This window comes from Mesorhizobium sp. BR115XR7A, from assembly GCF_020165315.1.
Classification (GTDB): domain Bacteria; phylum Pseudomonadota; class Alphaproteobacteria; order Rhizobiales; family Rhizobiaceae; genus Mesorhizobium; species Mesorhizobium australicum.
Genome location: NZ_JAIUHW010000003.1, coordinates 86,811 through 106,603, shown reverse-complemented (window position 1 = coordinate 106,603; position 19,793 = coordinate 86,811). Strand labels below are relative to the sequence as shown.

The following is a 19,793-nucleotide window of genomic DNA, read 5'->3' as shown; positions in this document are numbered from 1 at the left end:
GCCTCAAATCTCCGGGATGTTCTCCTTGAAGATCACCTGCAGCCTCGGCTGGTGCAATTCATAGGGGAGGCCCCGGACGGCGTGGGTTAGGATGTTGAGCGCCTCGCGGGCTTCGACGCGCGGGTTCTGGTCGATGACGGCGTCGAGCGTGCCGTCGAGCAGCAGTTCCTTGGTGCCGTCCGTCGCCTCGTGGCCGAGGAAAACCATGGATTGCGCACGGCCGCGTTCCTTCAGCGCGCGCGCGATGCCGGTGTTGCCGGCGCCGACATTGTAGATCGCGGCAAGGTCGGGGTGGCGTTCCAGAAGGGCTGACGCCTCCGAATAGGCCTTTTCGCGGTCGTCGAGCATTTCGCGCATCTCGACGATCTCCAGATTGGGGGATTCCTCGGTCAATATGTGCCGGAAGCCCATCTCGCGTTCCTCGTGGCCACGATAGGACAGCGAGCCTGCAAACAGCGCCACCTTGCCGGGGCGCCCCGGTCCCATGAAACGGTTGAGCAGATAGCCGGCCAGCCGCCCGGCGGCGCGGTTGTCGATGCCGATATAGGCAACCCTTGGCACATGCAGGATGTCGGAGGCGATGGTCACCACCTTGACGTCGTTGGCCGATAGCGAGCGGATCGCCTCGCGCACCGTCGGATGGTCGAGCGCGATGACACCGACGCCTTGCGTCTGGCCGCGCAAATCCTGCAGCAGGCGGGCGAGCCGGTCGGGATTGAAGCCCTCTATGGTGGCGATATGGACGTCGAGATCGGGACGCGCCAGGGCTTGTGCCTCGATGTGGCGGTGCAGCATCTTGATGAAGGAATTGGTGCCGGCCGGCAGCGCGAAGTCGAGCCGGATGACCTCGCCGGGCACCGGCCTGGGCGGCGCCCCGTTCGGGCCTTCGGCGATGTAGCCGAGCCGCTGCGCCATTTCGAGCACGATCTCGCGTGTGCGCGCCCGCACGCCGGGGCGATTGTTGAGCACGCGGTCGACGGTGGCGGCGGAGACGCCGGCTTCCCGGGCTATGTCGGTCAGGGTGGAACGCACCGTCTCATCTCCTCAATGCATCAGGGATGACGCAGTGCCGGCTGGCGGCTGATTGCGCCCAACGCCCCGCGATCCGCGATTCTGATGGGAAATGATGTATCCGGCCTTGGCCGATGCGCAAGCCGCCAAGCTAAATCAACTCGTCCGGCACGATCGCGTCGGAAAGGGAGATCACATTTCCCATCAAATCGACGCATTCGGAGGGATCTATGAACCTTGGTATGACGCATTTCCTCACTCGATGCGATGTTGTGATGTATTTTGATTATTAATGATGTTGACAGCCTTCTGATCCTGCCGTCAATATCCCTCATGGGCTCGTGGAGGAAACATTGGGCCTGAGGGAGGAATTCCAATGTCTGATCTGATCCGCATCTCGCGGCGCCGGTTGCTGGCGTCCGGAGGAAAGGCGGCGGTGTTCGTGGCCGCCGCAGGTATCGCTCCGCAATTCATTCGTCCCGGCCGCGCCTTCGCGGCCGATGCGCTCGCACCTGGCATGATCGGCGGTCCGACGGGCTTCGATGGCGCCGAACGCTATCAATACGGTCCCGACACACCGGAGGGCCGCGCCATTGAGGCCGCCAAGGCTTTGAAGGGCGCCGGCAAGGCGCCGGCCAAGATCGTGCTTGGCCTGTCGGACGGCTCGATTGGCCAGCTCACCCAGCCTTTTCCGGCCGGAGCGCCGTCGATCAAGGAGCTGTGGGAAAAGGAAACCGGGATCCCGATCGAGATCGTCGGTCTGCCGAACGGCCAGGAATTCACCAAAACCATGCAGGACATCTCCACCAAGGGTGGGGCCTACGACATCTATTCGACCGAGTGGAATCGCCTTGGCGATCTCGCCGAGACCGGCGGCATCGCCAAGCTCGACGACTTCGTCGCCCAGTACAAACCCGAATGGGACGATCCCAAGACCGGCTATGTCGACGGCGCCAAGGGTGTATCGCTGCTCAACAAATATCGCGGCTCCAACTATGGGGTGTCGTTGGACGGCGACTTCCAGACCTGGGTCTACCGCACCGACCTGTTCGGTGACGAAGCCGAGAAGAAGGCCTTCAAGGACAAATACGGCTACGATCTGGCGCCGCCGAAAACCTGGAAGCAGCACGGCGATATCGCCGCCTTCTTCCAGCGTCCGGACAAGGGCCTGTTCGGCTCCACCGACCTGCGTAACCAGGGCTGGGGCTACACCAACTGGTATCAGCGCTATGTGTCGATGGCCTCGCCCAACCAGTTCCTGTTCGGCGACGACGGCAAGCCGCTGATCAATTCCGAGCATGGCATCGCCGCCACCAACGAATATGTCGAATCGCTGGTCCATCATTCGCCGGACGCGATCTCGTGGGGCTGGCCGGAGCAGTACGGCAATTTCGCCAAGGGCGGCGCGGCGATGACCTGTGCCTTCTCCAACCTGCCGAAATTCCTCGACAATGCCGGCAACAAGGACTCCAAGGTCACCGGCAAGATCGGCACGATGCTGCCGCCCGGCCGCGAGATCGACGGCAAACTGATCAGTCGCTCGGTATTGTGGTTCTCGCTGACCGGCATGGTCTCGTCGCAGTCGAAAAACCAGGAGGTCGCCTATCTCCTGCTGCAATGGCTTGGCTCGGCCCGCATCTATGCCTGGATGAGCGCCAACCCCGGCGGCTATCTCGATCCGTTCCGGCTTTCGGATTTTTCCGATCCGCTGGTGCGCCAGACCTACCACGCCTACCACATGGACGTGGTGCGCGAGACGGTCGCCCGCACGGTGCCGACCATCAACTATCCCGGCGCCACCGCCTTCCACAACGCGCTGGACGAAAACCTGATGGCTTCGCTGACCAAGGCCAAGACGTCGGAGCAGGCGATGGCCGACACGGAAGCCGAGTGGAAGAAGATCGCCCGGCGCATTGGCGAGGACAAATTGCTCGAAGCCATCAGGACCAACAAGGAGGCATGGCCGACCGTTCTCGATCCGATCAGCTGATCCATCTCCCTGGATCAAAGCCGGAGGGGAGGAGCATCCGCTCTTCCCCGGCGCCACCAGCAAAAGCAGCCAGATGAAGCGTTCCGTCCCCTTCGAGATATTCCGCTACGCCGCGATCCTCGCGGCGATGGCCGTCACGCTGGTGCCGATCCTGTGGATGGTGTCGATGGCCTTCAAGCCGATCGCCGAATGGTCGGCGACGGGAGCGGACCTGACATGGTGGCCGAAGAACCCGACGCTCAGCAATTTCCAGTTCGTGTTCGGCGAGTCCACCAACAATCTGATCGTCGCGCTCGACCGCACCGCGCTGAAGCCGATCCTATCGTCGCTTCTGTCGGCGGTATTCGGCACCGCGATCGCCATGTCGGCGGGCACCGCCGCCGCCTATGGCCTGTCGCGCTTCGGCTCCGGCCAGAACCTGCCGCTGGCGCTGATCCAGCTCAGGCTGTTTCCGCCGATGGCCGTCATGATCCCTGTGATGATCATGTGGGCCTTCCTGAATTTCACAGACAGCTGGTGGGGGCTGGCGCTGATCTACGGCATCGTCACGCTGCCGTTCGCTTTCTGGCTGATGAAGACCTTCTTCGACGACATGCCGCGCGAGATCGAGGAAGCCGCTTTGGTCGAGGGCTGCTCGCGGCTGCGCGTCTTCACCCGCATCACGCTGCCGATGATGCGCGCGCCGTTGGCGAGTGCTGCGCTCTTCGTCTTCATCCTCAACTGGTCGGACTATCTGATCGCGCTGCTTCTGACGACGCGCGAATGGGTGACGATCCCCGTCTACATGGCCTCGCTGTCCTCGTCGATGACCGGCCAGCTCTATGGCGCCAAGGCCGCACTCGGGCTGATCGCGGCGGTGCCGCCGGTCATCATGGGCATCGCCATCCAGCGCCATCTGGTGCGCGGGCTAACTTTCGGAGCGCTCAAGCAATGAGCGCGGTGGTTGCGACGATTTCGGAGGGTGAGATGGACGCGGCCCGCGCAAAGCCGGCGCTGCGCGACGAAGGCATGCGGTTGGGCTTTCGCCTGACCTTGCCGGCGCAGATCCTGGTGCTGTTCATCTCGGCCTTTCCACTCTTGATGCAGCTCTACATCAGCGTCACCGACTGGTCGCCACTCTCGGGCCTTGGCTGGTGGAACGCCTGGGAGATGTGGAACAGCTTCGCCAACTATACCGACCTTGCCGCCGACGCGCGCTTCTGGAGTGCGCTGAAGCGCACGGTCATCGTGATGGTCGTCTGCGTGCCGGCCGAGTTCCTGTTAGGCTTGGCGCTGGCGACGCTGTTCGCCGACGATTTTCCGGGCAAGCGTATCTTCTATTCGGTCCTCCTGATGCCGATGATGGTGGTGCCGGCGGTGGCCGGCTACATGTTCTTCATGCTGTTCCAGTCCGGCGGCCCGGTGAACGACATCCTGTCGGCAATCACGGGCACGCAAGTCACCATTGCCTGGCTGTCGGATCCGACACTGGCGCTGATCGCGGTGATGATCGCCGACATCTGGCAGTGGACGCCGCTGATGTTCCTGATCCTGCTGGCCGGCCTGGTCGGAGTGCCGGAGGACCAGATCAAGGCGGCAACGCTGCTCGGCGCCAATCCCTGGCAGCGCTTTACCACCATCGTGCTGCCGAAGATGAAGACGATCATCATCATCGCGCTGGCGATAAGGGTGATCGAGAACTTCAAGATCTTCGACACGCTGTACATCATGACCGGCGGCGGCCCCGGCGTCGCCACCGAAACGATCTCCGTCTACATCTACAAGGTCACCACGCAGGATCTGATCTGGGGCTATGTGGCGGCGATCGCGCTCGCCATTCTGGTCGTGCTCTCCATCGTCGCCGTGTTCGCCATGAAGCGCATGGCCCGGGCAAGGCAGGTGGCGGCATGAGCACGATCCAGCTCAAGCACCTCACCAAGACATTCGGCGACTTCACGGCGCTGAAGACCATGGACCTCGATATCGCCGATGGCGAGTTCATGGCTCTGCTGGGGCCTTCAGGCTGCGGCAAGTCGACGACGATGAACATGATTGCCGGGATGGAAGAGCCGACCAGCGGAAAGATCCTGTTTGGCGAGCGCGACATGGCCGGCGTGCCGATGGGCCGGCGCGGCGTTGGCTTCGTGTTCCAGAACTACGCGATCTTCACCCAAATGACGGTGCGCCAGAACCTTGCCTACGGGCCAAGGATGCGTGGCGCCGCCACGGTCGAGATCGATCGTCGCGTCGGCACGATTGCCGAGCTGCTGCAACTGACGCCGCTGCTCGACCGCAAGGCCGACCGGCTGTCGGTCAACATACTGCAGCGCGTGGCGATCGGCCGCTCGGCAATCATGGAGCCGGCGATCTTCCTGCTCGACGAGCCGCTGTCCAATGTCGACGCCGCCTTCCGCGCGGTGATGCGCACCGAGCTGAAACAGCTGCAGCGCCAGTTCAAGCAGACCATGGTCTACGTCACGCACGACCAGCTGGAAGCCATGACCATGGCCGACCGTATCGCGGTCATGGACCACGGCGTGCTGCAGCAGGTCGGCACGCCGCTCGAGGTCTACAACAATCCGGCCAATGTCTTCGTCGCCCGCTTCATCGGCGCGCCGGGCATGAACCTGCTCAAGGGCCGACCTGCGGAGAGCGACCGGGGTCTGGTCGTCGATCTCGGGGCGCTGGGCATCACGCCGCCATTACCCGACGAGCTGGCGGCGGCCATGCGTGGCGCACGCGACGAGGTGCTCTACGGCTTTCGGCCGGAACAGGTGGCCCTGGCGGAGAATGGACGCGGGCTTGCCATGCCTGTCACTTTCGTCGAGCGCATCGGCGCGCGCACCATCGTTCACCTCGGCCAGGGCGACGGCGCCGTGAAAGCGGTCTTCGACAATGATGTCGGGCTGTCGATAGGGCAAACCGCGGTCGTCGCACCCGCGGCGTCGTCAGTGCGGGTCTTTGACGCCGTTAGCGGCCTTGCGATGAGAGCGGGTTGAGCCATGGCCGACATCGTCTTCCGCAATGTCACGAAACGCTACAGCACGATGCTCGCCGTCGACGACGCCTCGTTCACTGTCAACGACAACGAGTTCTTCTGCTTCTTCGGGCCGCCGCTGTCGGGCAAGTCGACAATCCTGCGCCTGGTGCTCGGGCTGGAGACGCCGGATGCCGGCGAAATCCTCATCGGCGGCAAGCCCGTCAACACGGTGTCGCCAGCAGAGCGCAATGTCGCCATGGTGTTCCAGAACTTGGCGCTGTTCCCGCATATGAGCGCGCTCGACAATGTCCGTTTCCCGCTGGTCGAGCGCCGGGTCGCCGAGGTCGATATCAAACGGCGCGTCGCCGATGTCGCGGCCAAGCTGCATATCGGCCATATCCTGCACAAGCCGCCGGCACTGCTTTCGGGCGGCGAGCGGCAGCGGGTGGCGATCGCCCGCGCCCTGGTGCGCGACCCCAACGCCTATCTGATGGACGATCCGATCTCGGCGCTCGACGCGCGGCTGCGCGAGGAAACGCGCGTCGAACTGAAGCGCATCCAGCGTGAGCTCGGCAAGACGCTGATCTATGTCACGCACGACCAGGAAGAGGCGATGTCGATCGCCGACCGCATGGCCATACTGGAAAGCGGAAGGATCCGGCAGATCGGCGCGCCGGCCGAGATCTATGATCGCCCGGCCAGCACCTACGTGGCGCGGCTGCTGGGGTCGCCTGTCATGAACATCCTCAAATCCGTTCAAGGCGAGGGCGGCATCGAGGCCGCCGAAGGCGCGATCAGCATCGCCGATCGCACGGCTCCGGCCGACGCCGTCGAGATCGGGCTGAGGCCGGAGGATATCAAGGTCAGGCCCTGGAGCGACACCGAGAAGGAGAGCCCCGGCCGCCCGGCGCGGGTGTTCGAGGTCGAGCCGCTTGGCGGCTATACCGTGGTGACACTCGCCGCCGGGCAAGCGCGGCTGAAGGCTTTGCTGCGCGGCCAGCCTGACATCAGGCCCGACGCGATGGTGGCGATATCCTGCGAGCCGGCGCGCGTGCATTATTTCGGACAGGGCGGAGGCGCGTTGGCAAGATGAACGCGGCCGCAAGGACAGGATTTCGGGAGGAAGGCATGACAGGCAAGGGCTTCGAGCCGGATGTGAAGGTCCGCACGAAGGAATATCGGATCGGCTGCGTCGGCGCCGGCATGATCATGGCCGAATGCCATCTGGCCGCCTATAAGGACGCCGGCTTTCCGGTCGTGGCGATCGCCTCGCGTACCAAGGCGAATGCGCAAAAGGTCGCCGACCGTTGGGGCATCCCGACCGTCCACGACACCCCGGAACAGCTGATCGAGGATGCAGATGTCGAGATCATCGACCTCGCGTTTCCGCCGGACCAGCAGCCGGCGCTGATCCGCCATGCGCTGAAGCAGAACCACATCAAGGCGATCCTGGCTCAGAAGCCTCTGGCGCTGTCGGTCGAGGAAGCGGTGAAGCTGCGAGACGAGGCGGCGAAGGCCGGCAAGATACTCTCGGTCAACCAGAACATGCGCTACGACCAGTCGATGCGCGTGTTGAAGCAGATCATCGACAGCGGCGCGCTGGGCGACATCGTTTTCGCGCAGATCGACATGCACGCCATTCCGCACTGGCAGACCTTCCTTCAGGGCTACGACCGGCTGACGCTTGCCAATATGAGCGTGCATCACCTTGACGTGCTGCGCTTCCTCTTTGGCGATCCCGATGAGATCACGACGCTGACGCGCAAGGATCCGCGCACGACATTCGACCATTCCGACGGCATCACCGTCTCGACGCTGCGCTTCCCGTCGGGTGTGCTCGCTGTCTCGCTGGAGGACGTATGGTCCGGCCCACGCCAGCAGGGCTACAAGGACGACCAGCACATCAACTGGCGCGTCGACGGCACCAAGGGGGTCGCCAAGGGCACGATCGGCTGGCCGACCGGTGCCGCCTCGACGCTGACCTATGCGTCCTCCGAAACGACCGGCGGCGAGTGGGTAACTCCCAGCTGGGAGACGATGTGGTTCCCGCATGCCTTCATCGGCGTCATGGAGCAGCTGCAGCACGCCGTGAAGACCGGTACGCCGCCGGCGCTCACCGTTGCCGACAACGTCAAGACCATGGCGCTGGTCGAAGCGGGCTATCGCTCGATGGCATCGGGCCGCACGGTCAAGCTTTCCGAAATCTCCACAAACGGAATTAACTGAAAATCGCTGGCAACTGAATCGCTTACAGGGAGGAATTCAAGATCATGATGCAGGCAGGTATTTTCACGGGCTATTTCCCGTACGGCCTCGAAGAGACGGCAAAGAAGATCCGCGGGCTCGGTTTCAACACGGTCCAACTCGACCTGCACTTCAGGGATATCGACCTGTCGGCTGGGCAGATCACCAAGGACAAGGCCAGGAAGGTGCGCGACGTCTTCCGCGACCACAATTTGCCGGTCTGCTGCGTGTCGGGCTACACCAACATCATCCATCCCGACAAGGCGGAGCGCGACAAGCGCGTCGGTTATCTCAAGGAGATCATCCGCAATGCGCGCGAGTTCGGCAGCCCTTACGTGATCTCGGAGACCGGCACCTACAACACCGAATCCGACTGGGTGCATCACCCCAAGAACAAGACCGAGGAAGGTTTTGAGGAATGCCGCAAGGTCATCGCCGATCTTGCCCAGACGGCTTACGACCATGGCGCGGTCTTCCTGCTCGAAACCTATGTCAACAACGTCGTCGGCTCGGTCGAGGAGACGGTGAAGATGTTCGCGCAGGTCGACCATCCAGGCCTTGGCCTGCTGATGGACCCGACCAATTATTTCGAGACGCACAACATCGACCGGATGGACCAGATCCTGAACCAGGTGTTCGACACGCTGACCGACAAGATCAGAATAGCGCATGCCAAGGACGTCAAGCGCTCAGGCGATGACAAGTCGGAGAAGCACGCCGACATCGGCGATGCCGACGCGATGGAAAGCCATACGTTCCGCGGGGTTGGCGAAATCGAACTGCCGGCGCCCGGCCTTGGCTCGCTGAACTACGACCTGTACCTCCAGCGGCTGGCCGAAAAGCATCCGAACATACCGGTGATCATCGAGCATCTGTCGGAAGACGACGTGCCGCGCGCCAAGACATTCCTCGACGGGAAATTCCGCGCCAACGGCCTGTGACGGCTAGCCGCGCCACCAGTGCACGGCGGCGCGGCTTCAAACAAGGGAGGAAAGAATGTTGAAATTCGCATTGAAATTGGCGGCCGCCGCGACAGTGCTCGCCGGCGTCGCCCTTGGCACGGCGGCGCAGGCGCAGGACGGCCAGAAGACCTTCTATCTCTTGTCGCATGGCGGTCCGTCGGATGCGTTCTGGATCGACTGGAACGCCGGTGCGACCAAGGCCTGCGACCAGCTCAAGGTAACCTGCAAGATTTCCTTCAGCGGCGGCGACATGGCGGCGCAGAAGGAGGCCTTCAACTCGGCGCTTGCCGCAAAGCCCGACGGCATCGCCACTACGTCGGCGCAGCCGGGCCTGTGGACGGAGGAGGTGAAAGCAGCCAAGGCGGCTGGCATCCCGATCGTGTTCTTCAACACCGACGATCCGGCGACAGGGCGGCAGGCCTATGTCGGCGCGGACCTGAAAGAAGCGGGTGTCATCTGGGCCAAATATCTGGTCGACCACAAGATGGTGAAGCAGGGCGACAAGGTTTTCCTGCCGGTCGAGGTTCCCGGCGCCAGTTACCAGCAGCTCGAGACCGAGGGCATCGCCAGCGTTTTCGATCCGTTGGGGATCAAATATGACGTGGTCGATTGCGGCACCGATCCGGCTGGCATCATCGCCAAGATGACCGACTACATGGTCGCCAACAATCCGCCGGCGATCATCGCGCTCGGCGATTCCGTTGCCGCCAGCGTCAAGCGCGTGTTCGATGGCGCCGGCGTGCCGGCGGGCAAGATCCCCGTCGTCGGCTGGGGCAATTCGAAGGAGACGGCACAAGCCGTCAAGGACGGCTTCGTCAATGCCGCCGCCTGGCAATATCCCTCTGCGCAAGGCTTCATGCCGGTGGCGCTGCTCGGGCTTGCCGCGTCAGGCGAGCCGATCGGCTACGACATCCACACTTTCGGTCTCTACGACGCCTCCAGCGTCGACCCGATTCTGAAGCTTTACGACAAGAAATGAGAAAAACAGCGCCCGCCGGAAAAGCGGCGGGCGTCTTTTCAAGCATGGTTCAAGCAGTCATGACAATTGCCGCAGAAGACGAAGTGCCGGGGGTGAAAGGCAGATCGCGCCTGCTGCGCTCGCCGCAATTCTCCTCCTTCGTCATCCTCCTCATTTTGCTGGCGGTATTCGCGGTCGCCGACGCCAATTTCCTGTCGCCGCTCAACATCTCCAACATGATGGCGTTCCTGCCCGAGCTCGGCATCATCGCACTCGGCATGACGCTGCTTTTGACGGCAGGCGAATTCGATCTTTCCGTCGGCGCGGTGTTTGGGCTGGCGCCGGTGGTGGTGATGCTGCTGGTGCAAAATGGCGGGGTGGATATAGGTGTCGCGCTTCTGGCCGGGCTGCTGCTTTGTATCGCGATCGGCGCGATCAACGGGCTGATCGTCACCAAGATCGGCATCTCCTCCTTCCTGGTGACGCTGTCGATGTTGCTCGTCGTGCGCGGGGCAGCGCTTTACATTACGCAAGGCTTTCCGCTGAAATCCTGGGACCAGCCGGGCTTCTTCGTGACGCTGCTCGCCGGCAGCTTCAACATCGGCTCGTTCCGCTTCTACACCTCGCTGTGGTGGTTCATCGGCCTCTCGCTGTTTGCCATCTACATCCTGCGCTACGCCAAGCTCGGCAACAGGATCAGTGCCATCGGCTCCAATCGCAACGCGGCGGTGGCGCGCGGCGTGCCGGCCGATACGGTCAAGATCTGGCTGTTCATCGCGACTTCGGTGCTGGCCGGCCTTGCTGGCATGATCAGTGCCTTCCGCATCTCGGCCGCGTCACCGGTGGCCGGCACCGGCTATGAGCTGGAAGTGATCGCCATGGTGGTGGTGGGCGGCACGGCGCTGACCGGCGGACGAGGCACCATCCTCGGCACCATCGTCGGCGCGCTGATGCTGCGCGCCATCCGCAACGGCATCGTACTGATCGGCGTGCCGGGGCTCGCCTACAACATCTTTGTCGGCCTCATCATCCTCGCCATGCTCATCCTGCACGCTTTGCTGCAGAAGAACGCCGCAAGGGGCTGACGATGGTGCAAGAAGTACTTCGGCTGCAGAACCTGCAAAAGTCCTTCGGCAGCGTGCGCGCGCTGAAGAACGCCTCGCTGACACTGCGGGAAGGCGAGGTGGTGGCGCTGCTGGGCGACAACGGCGCCGGAAAATCGACGCTGATCAAGGCGATCTCGGGTGTCTTCCCTGTCGATCGTGGCGACATCTTTGTACGCGGCGAAAAGGTTTCGATCCGCTCGACCCGGGATGCGATGGACCTCGGCATCGAGACCATCCATCAGGACACCTCACTGGCGCCTGATCTCAGCATCGCGCGCAATCTTTTCCTCGGCCGCGAGCCGGTCAATTTCGGCTGGCTCGGCGTGTTCGCGCCGCTCGATCTCGCGAAGCTGCGCAAAGCCGCTTCCGAACTCCTCAAGCGCGTCGGCATCTCGAAGAAACTCGACGCTGATGCGCTGGTCTCGACGCTGTCGGGCGGCGAGCGGCAGTCGATCGCCATCTCGCGCGCCATGCAGTTCGCCGCCAAGGTGATCATTCTCGACGAGCCGACCAACAATCTCGGCGTCGAGGAAACCCACGGTGTGCTGCGTTTCGTCAAGGAGGTACGCGACGCCGGCCATTCGGTGCTGCTCATCACCCACAACATCCACCATGTCTTCCAGGTCGCCGACCGCATCGTCGTCATGCGGCGCGGCGAGATCGTCGCCGAACAGACGGTCGCCGACACCGACCTCCTGACCGTGGAAAGCATCATCACCGGCGCCGACATGTCGGCCTTGCTCAAGGAGGCGAGGGCAAAGTGAAGGGCGTCGCATGGTAGAGCTTTACGGCAAGACGCTGTCGCGCCGGCAAGTGGCCGAGCGGTCAGGCCAGCTGTCGCAGTTCGCCGGCGTGCGGCTGACGACGCTCGGCGACGGGGTGGAGCGCGGCATCCGCATGCTCGAATTCCGCACCGGCTCGGGCCTGCGCTTCACCGCGCTGGTCGACCGGGCGCTCGACATCGCCGATTGCGACTTCAAGGGCCAGGCGATCGGCTGGCATTCGCCGAGCGGCTTTCGCCATCCGGGCTTGCACGACTATGAAGGGGAAGCGGGGCTGGCCTGGGCGCGGTCCTTCTCGGGCCTGCTCGTCACCTGCGGCCTCGACCACATTCTGGGGCGGGAAGAAGTGCCGGCCGAGAGCTACAACTATCCGGGGAAGAAGACGGTGCTTCATTCGCTGCATGGTCGTGTCGGTACCATCCCGGCGCGGCTGACCGGCTATGGCGAGCGCTGGGAGGGCGACCGCTGCGTGCTGTGGGCAGAAGGCATCGTGCAGCAGTCGGCGGTGTTTGGCGAGGATCTGCATCTCACTCGCCGCATCGAAGCCGATGTCGGGGGTAACGAGATCCGGCTTTCGGACCATGTCGTCAACCACGGCTTCAACCGCACCCCGCATATGTATTTCTACCATGTCAATGTCAGCCATCCCTTGCTGGACGAAGGCTCCCGTTATCTGGCGCCGATCCGCGACGTCATCTGGGCCAGCCATGCCGGCGAGCGCTACGAGGCGCAGAGTGTCGGCTATCGCACCGCGCCGGCGCCGCAACGGCACTTCAGGGAGCAGGTCTGGCAGCACGAAATGGCCGCCGACGCCCATGGCGAGGTTCCGGTGGCCGTCGTCAACGACCGGCTCGGTCTCGGCTTCGAAGTAGCGACCCGCAAGGATCAGTTGCCGTGTGCCTACCAATGGCAGAATTTCCAGGCCGGGCAGTACGCTCTGGGGATAGAGCCATCGACCCACCATGTGCTCGGCGATCTCGCTGCCCGCGAGCGCGGTGAGATGATCTGGCTGGAGCATGGCGAAAGCCGGGCCTACGACGCGGTGTTCCGCGTCCTCGACGGCAAGGAGGAAATCGCTGGCGCCGAAGCCAGGATCGCGGATATCGCCCGGCAGCCCGAGCAGGATTATCCTCAGCCTTCAGAAAATTTTCCAAGACTGGCCGGCAGGACATGAGCGCGACATTTATTCAAAGCAAGCCCTCCGGCCGGCGGACCGGATTGCCAGCGCTGCGCGACGATTGGAGGCCAATTTGACGACGATGGCGAAAAAGCGCGACTACAGCCTGGTCGGCGAAAGCACCAGGGCAGCGATCGAGACCGGGCTTGCCTCGGCCGAGTGGTACCACACCGACGTGCCGCGCAAGGCGATGAAGGAGTTGATGCAGCGTTCCGACGGCCCGGCGATCCGCGACACCATCATCTGGATTGTCGCGATCCTGGGCTCGGCCGTGGGTATCGTCCTGTTCTGGGGTTCGTGGTGGGTGGTGCCGTTCCTGTTCGTCTATGGCGTGCTCTACGGCTCGTCGAGCGACTCACGCTGGCACGAATGCGGCCATGGCACGGCTTTTCGCACGCGCTGGATGAATGATGTCGTCTACCACATCGCCTCGTTCATGCTGATGCGCAATCCCGTGCAATGGCGCTGGAGCCATGCCCGCCACCACACCGACACCATCATCGTCGGCCGCGACGCCGAGATCGCGGTCATGCGTCCGCCGGACCTGTTGAAGGCGGCGCTCGCCTTCACCGGCATTCTCGACTTTCGCTATTCGCTGCCGACGCTGGTGCGGCAGGCATTCGGGACGCTGTCCGACGAAGAGAAGAGCTATATCCCCGAGATGGAACAGCATAAGGCCGTGGTCGCGGCCCGCTGGCATGTCGCGATCTATGTGGCGACGATCGCCCTCGCGATCGCGCTGAGGTCATGGATACCGCTGGTGCTGATCGGCCTGCCGCGCCTCTACGGCACCTGGCACATGGTGACGACTGGCCTGCTGCAGCATATCGGGCTCGCCGACAACGTCGTCGACCATCGGCTGAACACACGCACCGTCTACATGAACCCGATCAGCCGGTTCATCTACTGGAACATGAATTACCATGTGGAGCACCACATGTTCCCGATGGTGCCGTATCACGCGCTGCCCAGGCTGCATGAACTGATCAAGCACGATCTGCCGAAGCCCAATCCGTCGATGTGGCACGCCTACCGCGAGGTCTGGCCGGTCCTGCTCAGGCAGCTGAAATACGAGGATTATTACCTCAAGCGCGAATTGCCGCCGACGGCCAGGCCGTATCGCGGTGAGTTCCATCAGGTCGATATGTCGGCGGCGGCCGAGTAGCGATCGCGAATGTCCGAGGGAGAACGAGATGGCCGATTGGGTTGAAGCGTGCGCGGTGGACGATGTCGAGGAAGAGGATGTCATCCGCTTCGACCATGGTGGGCGGACCTTCGCGATCTACCGCTCGCCGGATGACGAGTTCTTCGCCACCGATGGTTTTTGCACGCATGAGAAGGCGCATCTGGCCGACGGGCTTGTCATGGACGACATCATCGAATGCCCCAAGCACAATGGCCGCTTCAACTACAAGACCGGCCAGGCCAAGGGCGCGCCGGTCTGCATCAACCTCGCGACCTATCCGGTGAAGATCGAAGCCGGCAAGGTGATGATCCAGATCTGAAGCGCTGCATGATCAACCGATCCGGCACCGCGACGGCAAGCAATAGAGGGGAACGCTTTAATGAGCCGAAAGAGACCGACCGTCGCCGATTTGCGCGCCATGAAGGGCAAGCGTCAGCTGACCATGCTGCGCGTGCTCACCCTGGACGAGGCGGAAGCCGCCGAACGGGCAGGGGTCGACATCGTCTCGGTGCCGCCCGAACTGGTGCTCAACCCGCAGTACCGCGATGCCGCGCCCAGCCTGTTCACCATGCCGGGCGACAATTTCTTCGAGATCGGCACCGCGGATGATTTCGTGCGCTGGGCCTTCCGGCTGTACAAGGCCGGCGCCGACGCGGTCTATTGCAGCGCGGGCTACGCCACCATCAAGCGGATAGCGGACGATGCCATTCCCGTCATCGGCCATGTTGGCCTCATTCCTTCCCGCGCGACCTGGACCGGCGGCTTCAAGGCGGTCGGCAAGTCCGCCGATACGGCGATGCAGGTGTTCGAAGCGGTCAAGCAACTGGAGGCGGCCGGCGCGATCGGCGCCGAAATAGAAGTTGTACCGGTCGAGGTGGCGAAGGCTATCTCGGAGCGCACCTCGCTGATCATGCTGTCGATGGGCGCGGGTACCGGCTGCGACGCGCAATATCTGTTCGCCGACGACATCCTTGGCCAGAACCGTGGCCACATGCCGCGCCACTCGAAAATCTACCGCAATTTCGCCGCCGAATATGACCGGCTGCAGGCGGAGCGGGTGGCGGCATTTTCCGAATATGTCGCCGACGTCAACAGCGGCGCCTATCCCGAGGACAGGCACATCGTGCATATGGACCCGGCTGAGCTACGCCTGTTCCTCGACAAGGTCGGCCGGGGCTAGGATCGTTTGCCATTTGCCGCCGGCGAGCGCTGCGTGGAGTGCTTCCGCATCGACGCCGAGCGGCCGGTCCTCGTTGAGCGCGGGGACGAGCGCGCGTACCGCGGTGTGGACGGCTGATGTGCGTGGCGCCAGCGTCAATCTCTCGCGCAGGTCGACGGCTTGCGCCGCCGCCATCAATTCGAAGGCGATCAGCCGCCGCCACAGCGCGATCATGTCGGCGCATTTTGAAACCACCAGCGGCGTCTGCGTGGCGTGATCCTCCACGCCTTCCGAAACCGGCAGGAAGTCGAGCATCACCGGATTGGCCTTGTGGCGGATGGCGGCCAGGATCGACGTCACCGTCTTTTGCAACGGCACCAAACCGGCCGAGGCGCCACCGACCGGCGACAGATATTTGGGCAGGCCGCTGCGGCCCGAACCGGTGAGCTGGATGAAGCGGGCGGCACTGGCGGCGGCACATTGAGCGATCGCCAGGCTTAGCGCCTCGAAGGCGAGCGCCAGCGAAGCGGTGTGAAAGTTGCCCGTCGACAGCACCATCTCGTCGTCGCTCAGAACCAGCGGGTTGTCGGCGGCGGCATTGAGTTCGGTCTCGACGGCGCGTCTTGCCTGGCCGATCGCCTCGATCAGCGCGCCATGGATCGAGGGCATGCAGCGGATCGACAGCGGGTCCTGTATGGTGGTGGGCGCGGGCGCTTCGTCGCGGGCGAGAAGATCATGCAGCGCCTTGGCGGCTGCCTGCTGGCCGGCGGCGGGCCGCGCCATGTGCAGGCGGGGGTCCAGGATGGTGCGGTTGGCGCCGAAACCTTCCATGGTCAGCGCGCCGGCCTGGTGCTGCTGGGCAAGAGCCGACAGCGCGTCCGTGACCGCAAGCGCGCCGCCGCCGGCGGAGACGGCGGAAGCGTTGATCAGCGACAGTCCATCCTTGGGCGCCAGGCCGATGGGGCCGAGGCGGGCCATCATCAGTGCCTTGACCGCTGGCATGCGCCTTCCCTGATAATCGGCTTCACCTTCGCCGATCAGCAGGCGGGCGATCGCGGTCATCAACACCAGGTCGCCGGCGCCAATCGAGCCGAGCGACGGCATCACTGGATGGACGCCGGCGTTGAGGACTTCGACCAAGGCAACGAACACGGCGGGCGACAGGCCGGAGCCACCGGCCGACAACATTGTCAGACGGGCAAGCATGGTGGCGCGCACGGCCTCGACGGGCAGCGCTTCGCCGACCGCCCCGCTGCGGCCCTCGAGCAACTGGCGCTGGAAGGCGCTGGCGTCACCCTCGACCGATGTGCGAAGATTGGCGCCGAGCCCGGTGTTCAGGCCGTAGATCTGCTGGCCGGAGGCCGCCGCCTGGTCGAGCACCTTTCGCGCCTTCTCCAGCCTGCCGATGACATTGGCTCCGATCTCCACCTTGCGTGCCTCGCGGGCGACGGCGGCGACATCGTCGACACTGACGCCGGCCCCGGTGAGGACGAGCGCGCTCATGCGAAGCGCAGCCTTTGGCCAATGCCTTGCGCCTGCGCCTTGGCCAGCATCGCCTTGCCGAGCGCAATGTCGGAGAGCGACAGGCCGCGATGCCAGAAGAGGATGGTTTCGTCGTCACCCTGCCGTCCCGGCCTGAGGCCGGCGGCGATCTGGCCGAGTTCGGCATGCAGCGTCTTTTCGCTCAACCGCCCGGTCTCGACATGCGCGCGCAGCGAGCCGAATTTGCCGCCCTTGCACTGGCCCCAGTCGTCGACGACCAACTTCTGCATGATGTCGGTCAGCGACAGCTCCACCGCGCTCATCGTGCCATAGGGAACGACAAGCGCGCCCGGCTTGATCCATTCGGTCTTGAGAAGGGGCTGCGGCTCGGGCAGGCGTGAGGCTTCGACGACGATGTCGGCGCCTTTGACGCAGCTCTCCCAGTCGGCGACCGCGGTGACGGGCTTGCCGAGGTCGGCGGAGAGTTTTGCGGCAAAGCCATCGCGACTTTCTGGGCGACGCGAATGGACGCGGATCTCATCGAAATCGAAGAGATGGTCGAGCAGGCGCACATTCCAGTACGCAGTGCCGCGCGCGCCGATATGGGCGAGCACCTTCGCGTTCTTGCGTGCCAAGTGCTTGGCGCCGATGGCGGTGACGGCGCCGGTGCGCATGTCGGTGATGACCGTGGCGTCGAGAATGGCGCGCGGCGTGCCGGTGCGTGGATCGAACAAATTGAGGATGCCGAATTCCGACGGCAGGCCGTGAAGATAATTGTCGACATAGTCGCCGACGATTTTCACGCCGGCCGTATCGAGCGGCGCGACGTAGCCGCGCAAGACATTGAAATGGCCGTGGAAGGATGGGTCGGGTTCGAGGTGGACACGCGGCTCGATCACCGTCTGGCCCTTGCCTTGCGCAACGAGCCCGGCCTCGACGGCGTCGATGATCTCGCCATCGGCCATGGCAAGCGCTTCGATGTCGAGGGCGTTGAGGTAGTCGATATAGATAGGCTTCATGCGCGCACGGTTCCTGTTGTTTAAGACCGAGGCCCATTCATTCCATAACAGGCGGCGATGCGACACGAAAGTTTGTTGGTCCATCTCTGGACGCAGTTGGCTAAATGTTGTTGAAACCGACCCGACATGACGGCCATTCCCGAAAATGAAGCCTTGCCCGAGACAGCCACGAATTCGCGGCGCGTGGCGCTGATCGTCGCCATCGCCTTCTTCATGCAACTGCTGGATTCGACGATCATCTCGACGTCGCTGCCGCAGATGGGCGCTTCCTTCGGCGTGCCGGCGGTGGCGATGAGCCTCGGCATCACCGTCTACATGCTGACCATGGCGGTGTTCGTGCCGCTGTCGGGGTGGCTCGCCGACCGGTTCGGCGCGCGTAACATTTTCCTCGCAGCCATCGCGCTGTTCACGCTGGCGTCGCTCGCCTGCGGCTTCTCCGGGAGTCTGACCGAATTCGTCGTTGCCCGTGCCGTGCAGGGCCTGGGCAGCGCCTTGATGACGCCGGTCGGCCGCATCCTGGTCCTGCGCAACGCGTCGAAATCCGAATTGCTCAACGCCACGGCGCTGATCACCTGGCCGGCGCTCTTCGCGCCCGTGGTCGGCCCGGTGCTTGGCGGTTTCATCACCACCTATCTGTCCTGGCACTGGAATTTCTTCATCAACATCCCGCTCGGCGCGATCGGGCTGGTGTTGGTCGCCCGCTTCATACCGGGTGATCGTGAAGCCGATCCCAAGCCGCTCGACTGGCCGGGGTTTTTCCTGACGTCGCTGGGGCTCGCCTGCCTGCTCTATGGTCTCGAGCGCATCGCGCATCCGGAGGATGGGGCCTTGCCTACGGTGGGGCTGATCGCGGCGGGGATCGTCGTCGGCTGGCTAGCGGTGCGGCATCTGCGCCGCGCGCCGCATCCGCTGCTCGACCTCTCCTCGTTCAAGGTGCAAACCTTCGCCATCTCGACGCTTGCGGCCGGCACCATCTTCCGGGTGGCGATCAATGCCACGCCGTTCCTTTTGCCGCTGCTGTTCCAGGTCGGCTTCGGCCTATCGCCCGTCGATGCCGGCATGATGATCCTGGCCTATTTCCTCGGCAATCTCGGCATGAAGACGGTGACCACGCCGACGCTGCGTCGCTTTGGCTTCCGCTCGGTGATGGTCATCAACGGCATCATCGCCTCGATGTCGATCATGGCCTGCGCGGCGATCTCGCCGCAGACGCCGCAGGCGCTGGTGGTGGCGCTGATGCTGATCGCCGGCCTGTCGCGCTCGATGCAGTTCACCGCGCTCAACACGCTGGCCTTCGCCGATATCGCCGCCGCCCAGCGTAGCTCCGCGGCGACCTTGTCCTCGATGCTGCAGCAAGTGGCGATGCTGTTCGGCGTCGCGGTGGCGGCGGCGATCCTCAACCTGTCGCAGATCGCGAGAGACCGGCCCGCGCTCGACCTCGTCGATTTTCGAGCAGCCTTCCTGCTGATCGGCATTATCGGGCTGGTGGCGTCGTTCCGTTTCCTGGTGCTGCCGAGAGGTGCCGGCGCCGAGGTCTCCGGCCATGTTGCCGGGAACTGAAATCGACTTTTCCGCCAGATCGCAGGGTTAAATTCCGTCTTCGCCTTTCGCCTTGGTGTTGTGCTTCGCCAAGCGCCGAGACGGTGCAAACAATTGCCAAAAGTGCAGGAGTTTCCGGGCATTGCGCCAGATTCGGCAATCAATGCGTCCACTTTGCGAATCTCATCGCCAGCCTACGTTTTGAACGCGGATTCATTT

General features: G+C 63.6%; 18 protein-coding genes. 15 read left to right on the top strand and 3 right to left on the bottom strand.

Features of this window, described 5'->3' with window-relative positions; translation table 11 throughout:
- Nucleotides 1–3: 3 nt before the first annotated feature.
- Nucleotides 4–1,032 (bottom strand): LacI family DNA-binding transcriptional regulator, encoded by a 1,029-nt coding sequence (locus LB557_RS07345; protein ID WP_141906994.1) that lies wholly within the window; start codon nucleotides 1,030–1,032, stop codon nucleotides 4–6.
- A gap of 355 nt (nucleotides 1,033–1,387) precedes the next feature.
- Here LB557_RS07345 and LB557_RS07340 point away from each other — a divergent pair, with 355 nt between their 5' ends.
- From LB557_RS07340 to LB557_RS07275, 14 genes are all read left to right on the top strand, one after another.
- Nucleotides 1,388–3,001, top strand: coding sequence for an extracellular solute-binding protein (locus LB557_RS07340; protein WP_140620628.1), 1,614 nt, complete (start codon nucleotides 1,388–1,390; stop codon nucleotides 2,999–3,001).
- A 73-nt stretch (nucleotides 3,002–3,074) separates the two neighbouring features.
- Nucleotides 3,075–3,935, top strand: a complete 861-nt coding sequence (locus tag LB557_RS07335; RefSeq protein WP_015317068.1) for a carbohydrate ABC transporter permease — start codon at nucleotides 3,075–3,077, stop codon at nucleotides 3,933–3,935.
- Nucleotides 3,932–4,891, top strand: coding sequence for a carbohydrate ABC transporter permease (locus tag LB557_RS07330; RefSeq protein ID WP_015317069.1), 960 nt, complete (start codon nucleotides 3,932–3,934; stop codon nucleotides 4,889–4,891). Before LB557_RS07335 ends, LB557_RS07330 begins: the two co-directional genes overlap by 4 nt.
- Complete coding sequence (locus LB557_RS07325) at nucleotides 4,888–5,979, top strand: ABC transporter ATP-binding protein (RefSeq protein WP_224643615.1); 1,092 nt, start codon at nucleotides 4,888–4,890, stop codon at nucleotides 5,977–5,979. Before LB557_RS07330 ends, LB557_RS07325 begins: the two co-directional genes overlap by 4 nt.
- A gap of 3 nt (nucleotides 5,980–5,982) precedes the next feature.
- The gene (locus LB557_RS07320) at nucleotides 5,983–7,053 is read left to right on the top strand and encodes an ABC transporter ATP-binding protein (protein ID WP_140824139.1); all 1,071 of its coding nucleotides are present in this window, start codon (nucleotides 5,983–5,985) and stop codon (nucleotides 7,051–7,053) included.
- A 35-nt stretch (nucleotides 7,054–7,088) separates the two neighbouring features.
- Nucleotides 7,089–8,186, top strand: coding sequence for a Gfo/Idh/MocA family protein (locus LB557_RS07315; RefSeq protein WP_224643614.1), 1,098 nt, complete (start codon nucleotides 7,089–7,091; stop codon nucleotides 8,184–8,186).
- A gap of 44 nt (nucleotides 8,187–8,230) precedes the next feature.
- Entirely contained in the window at nucleotides 8,231–9,145 is a 915-nt protein-coding gene (locus LB557_RS07310) for a sugar phosphate isomerase/epimerase family protein (RefSeq protein WP_224643613.1), read from the top strand.
- Nucleotides 9,146–9,200: 55 nt separating this feature from the next.
- Nucleotides 9,201–10,145, top strand: a complete 945-nt coding sequence (locus LB557_RS07305; RefSeq protein ID WP_140620622.1) for a substrate-binding domain-containing protein — start codon at nucleotides 9,201–9,203, stop codon at nucleotides 10,143–10,145.
- A gap of 44 nt (nucleotides 10,146–10,189) precedes the next feature.
- Complete coding sequence (locus LB557_RS07300) at nucleotides 10,190–11,209, top strand: ABC transporter permease (RefSeq protein ID WP_224643612.1); 1,020 nt, start codon at nucleotides 10,190–10,192, stop codon at nucleotides 11,207–11,209.
- Nucleotides 11,210–11,211: 2 nt separating this feature from the next.
- Nucleotides 11,212–11,994: an ATP-binding cassette domain-containing protein gene (locus tag LB557_RS07295; protein ID WP_140824141.1), complete on the top strand. Its 783-nt coding sequence runs from the start codon at nucleotides 11,212–11,214 to the stop codon at nucleotides 11,992–11,994.
- A 10-nt stretch (nucleotides 11,995–12,004) separates the two neighbouring features.
- A complete protein-coding gene (locus LB557_RS07290; RefSeq protein WP_224643611.1) occupies nucleotides 12,005–13,186 on the top strand; it encodes an aldose 1-epimerase family protein in 1,182 nt (393 codons plus the stop codon).
- Nucleotides 13,187–13,271: 85 nt separating this feature from the next.
- Nucleotides 13,272–14,354, top strand: coding sequence for a fatty acid desaturase family protein (locus LB557_RS07285; RefSeq protein ID WP_140725561.1), 1,083 nt, complete (start codon nucleotides 13,272–13,274; stop codon nucleotides 14,352–14,354).
- Nucleotides 14,355–14,382: 28 nt separating this feature from the next.
- Complete coding sequence (locus LB557_RS07280) at nucleotides 14,383–14,694, top strand: MocE family 2Fe-2S type ferredoxin (RefSeq protein WP_140824144.1); 312 nt, start codon at nucleotides 14,383–14,385, stop codon at nucleotides 14,692–14,694.
- 60 nt (nucleotides 14,695–14,754) lie between these two features.
- On the top strand, nucleotides 14,755–15,555 hold the full coding sequence (locus LB557_RS07275) for a 3-methyl-2-oxobutanoate hydroxymethyltransferase (protein WP_224643610.1): 801 nt from the start codon (nucleotides 14,755–14,757) through the stop codon (nucleotides 15,553–15,555).
- Here the strand turns inward: LB557_RS07275 and hutH are convergent.
- Complete coding sequence (gene hutH, locus LB557_RS07270; protein WP_224643609.1) at nucleotides 15,520–17,037, bottom strand: histidine ammonia-lyase; 1,518 nt, start codon at nucleotides 17,035–17,037, stop codon at nucleotides 15,520–15,522. The genes LB557_RS07275 and hutH overlap by 36 nt on opposite strands.
- Nucleotides 17,034–18,035, bottom strand: a complete 1,002-nt coding sequence (locus tag LB557_RS07265; protein WP_140876223.1) for an ornithine cyclodeaminase family protein — start codon at nucleotides 18,033–18,035, stop codon at nucleotides 17,034–17,036. The genes hutH and LB557_RS07265 overlap by 4 nt, the downstream gene beginning before the upstream one ends.
- Before the next feature lie 126 nt (nucleotides 18,036–18,161).
- Here LB557_RS07265 and LB557_RS07260 point away from each other — a divergent pair, with 126 nt between their 5' ends.
- On the top strand, nucleotides 18,162–19,595 hold the full coding sequence (locus LB557_RS07260) for a DHA2 family efflux MFS transporter permease subunit (RefSeq protein WP_224643608.1): 1,434 nt from the start codon (nucleotides 18,162–18,164) through the stop codon (nucleotides 19,593–19,595).
- Nucleotides 19,596–19,793 lie beyond the last annotated feature (198 nt).

Coding starts and splice junctions, on each gene's coding strand:
- LB557_RS07340 (WP_140620628.1), top strand. CDS start 1,388: ATGTCTGATCTGATCCGCATCTCGCGGCGCCGGTTGCTGGCGTCCGGA.
- LB557_RS07335 (WP_015317068.1), top strand. CDS start 3,075: ATGAAGCGTTCCGTCCCCTTCGAGATATTCCGCTACGCCGCGATCCTC.
- LB557_RS07330 (WP_015317069.1), top strand. CDS start 3,932: ATGAGCGCGGTGGTTGCGACGATTTCGGAGGGTGAGATGGACGCGGCC.
- LB557_RS07325 (WP_224643615.1), top strand. CDS start 4,888: ATGAGCACGATCCAGCTCAAGCACCTCACCAAGACATTCGGCGACTTC.
- LB557_RS07320 (WP_140824139.1), top strand. CDS start 5,983: ATGGCCGACATCGTCTTCCGCAATGTCACGAAACGCTACAGCACGATG.
- LB557_RS07315 (WP_224643614.1), top strand. CDS start 7,089: ATGACAGGCAAGGGCTTCGAGCCGGATGTGAAGGTCCGCACGAAGGAA.
- LB557_RS07310 (WP_224643613.1), top strand. CDS start 8,231: ATGATGCAGGCAGGTATTTTCACGGGCTATTTCCCGTACGGCCTCGAA.
- LB557_RS07305 (WP_140620622.1), top strand. CDS start 9,201: ATGTTGAAATTCGCATTGAAATTGGCGGCCGCCGCGACAGTGCTCGCC.
- LB557_RS07300 (WP_224643612.1), top strand. CDS start 10,190: ATGGTTCAAGCAGTCATGACAATTGCCGCAGAAGACGAAGTGCCGGGG.
- LB557_RS07295 (WP_140824141.1), top strand. CDS start 11,212: ATGGTGCAAGAAGTACTTCGGCTGCAGAACCTGCAAAAGTCCTTCGGC.
- LB557_RS07290 (WP_224643611.1), top strand. CDS start 12,005: ATGGTAGAGCTTTACGGCAAGACGCTGTCGCGCCGGCAAGTGGCCGAG.
- LB557_RS07285 (WP_140725561.1), top strand. CDS start 13,272: ATGGCGAAAAAGCGCGACTACAGCCTGGTCGGCGAAAGCACCAGGGCA.
- LB557_RS07280 (WP_140824144.1), top strand. CDS start 14,383: ATGGCCGATTGGGTTGAAGCGTGCGCGGTGGACGATGTCGAGGAAGAG.
- LB557_RS07275 (WP_224643610.1), top strand. CDS start 14,755: ATGAGCCGAAAGAGACCGACCGTCGCCGATTTGCGCGCCATGAAGGGC.
- hutH (WP_224643609.1), bottom strand. CDS start 17,037: ATGAGCGCGCTCGTCCTCACCGGGGCCGGCGTCAGTGTCGACGATGTC.
- LB557_RS07265 (WP_140876223.1), bottom strand. CDS start 18,035: ATGAAGCCTATCTATATCGACTACCTCAACGCCCTCGACATCGAAGCG.
- LB557_RS07260 (WP_224643608.1), top strand. CDS start 18,162: ATGACGGCCATTCCCGAAAATGAAGCCTTGCCCGAGACAGCCACGAAT.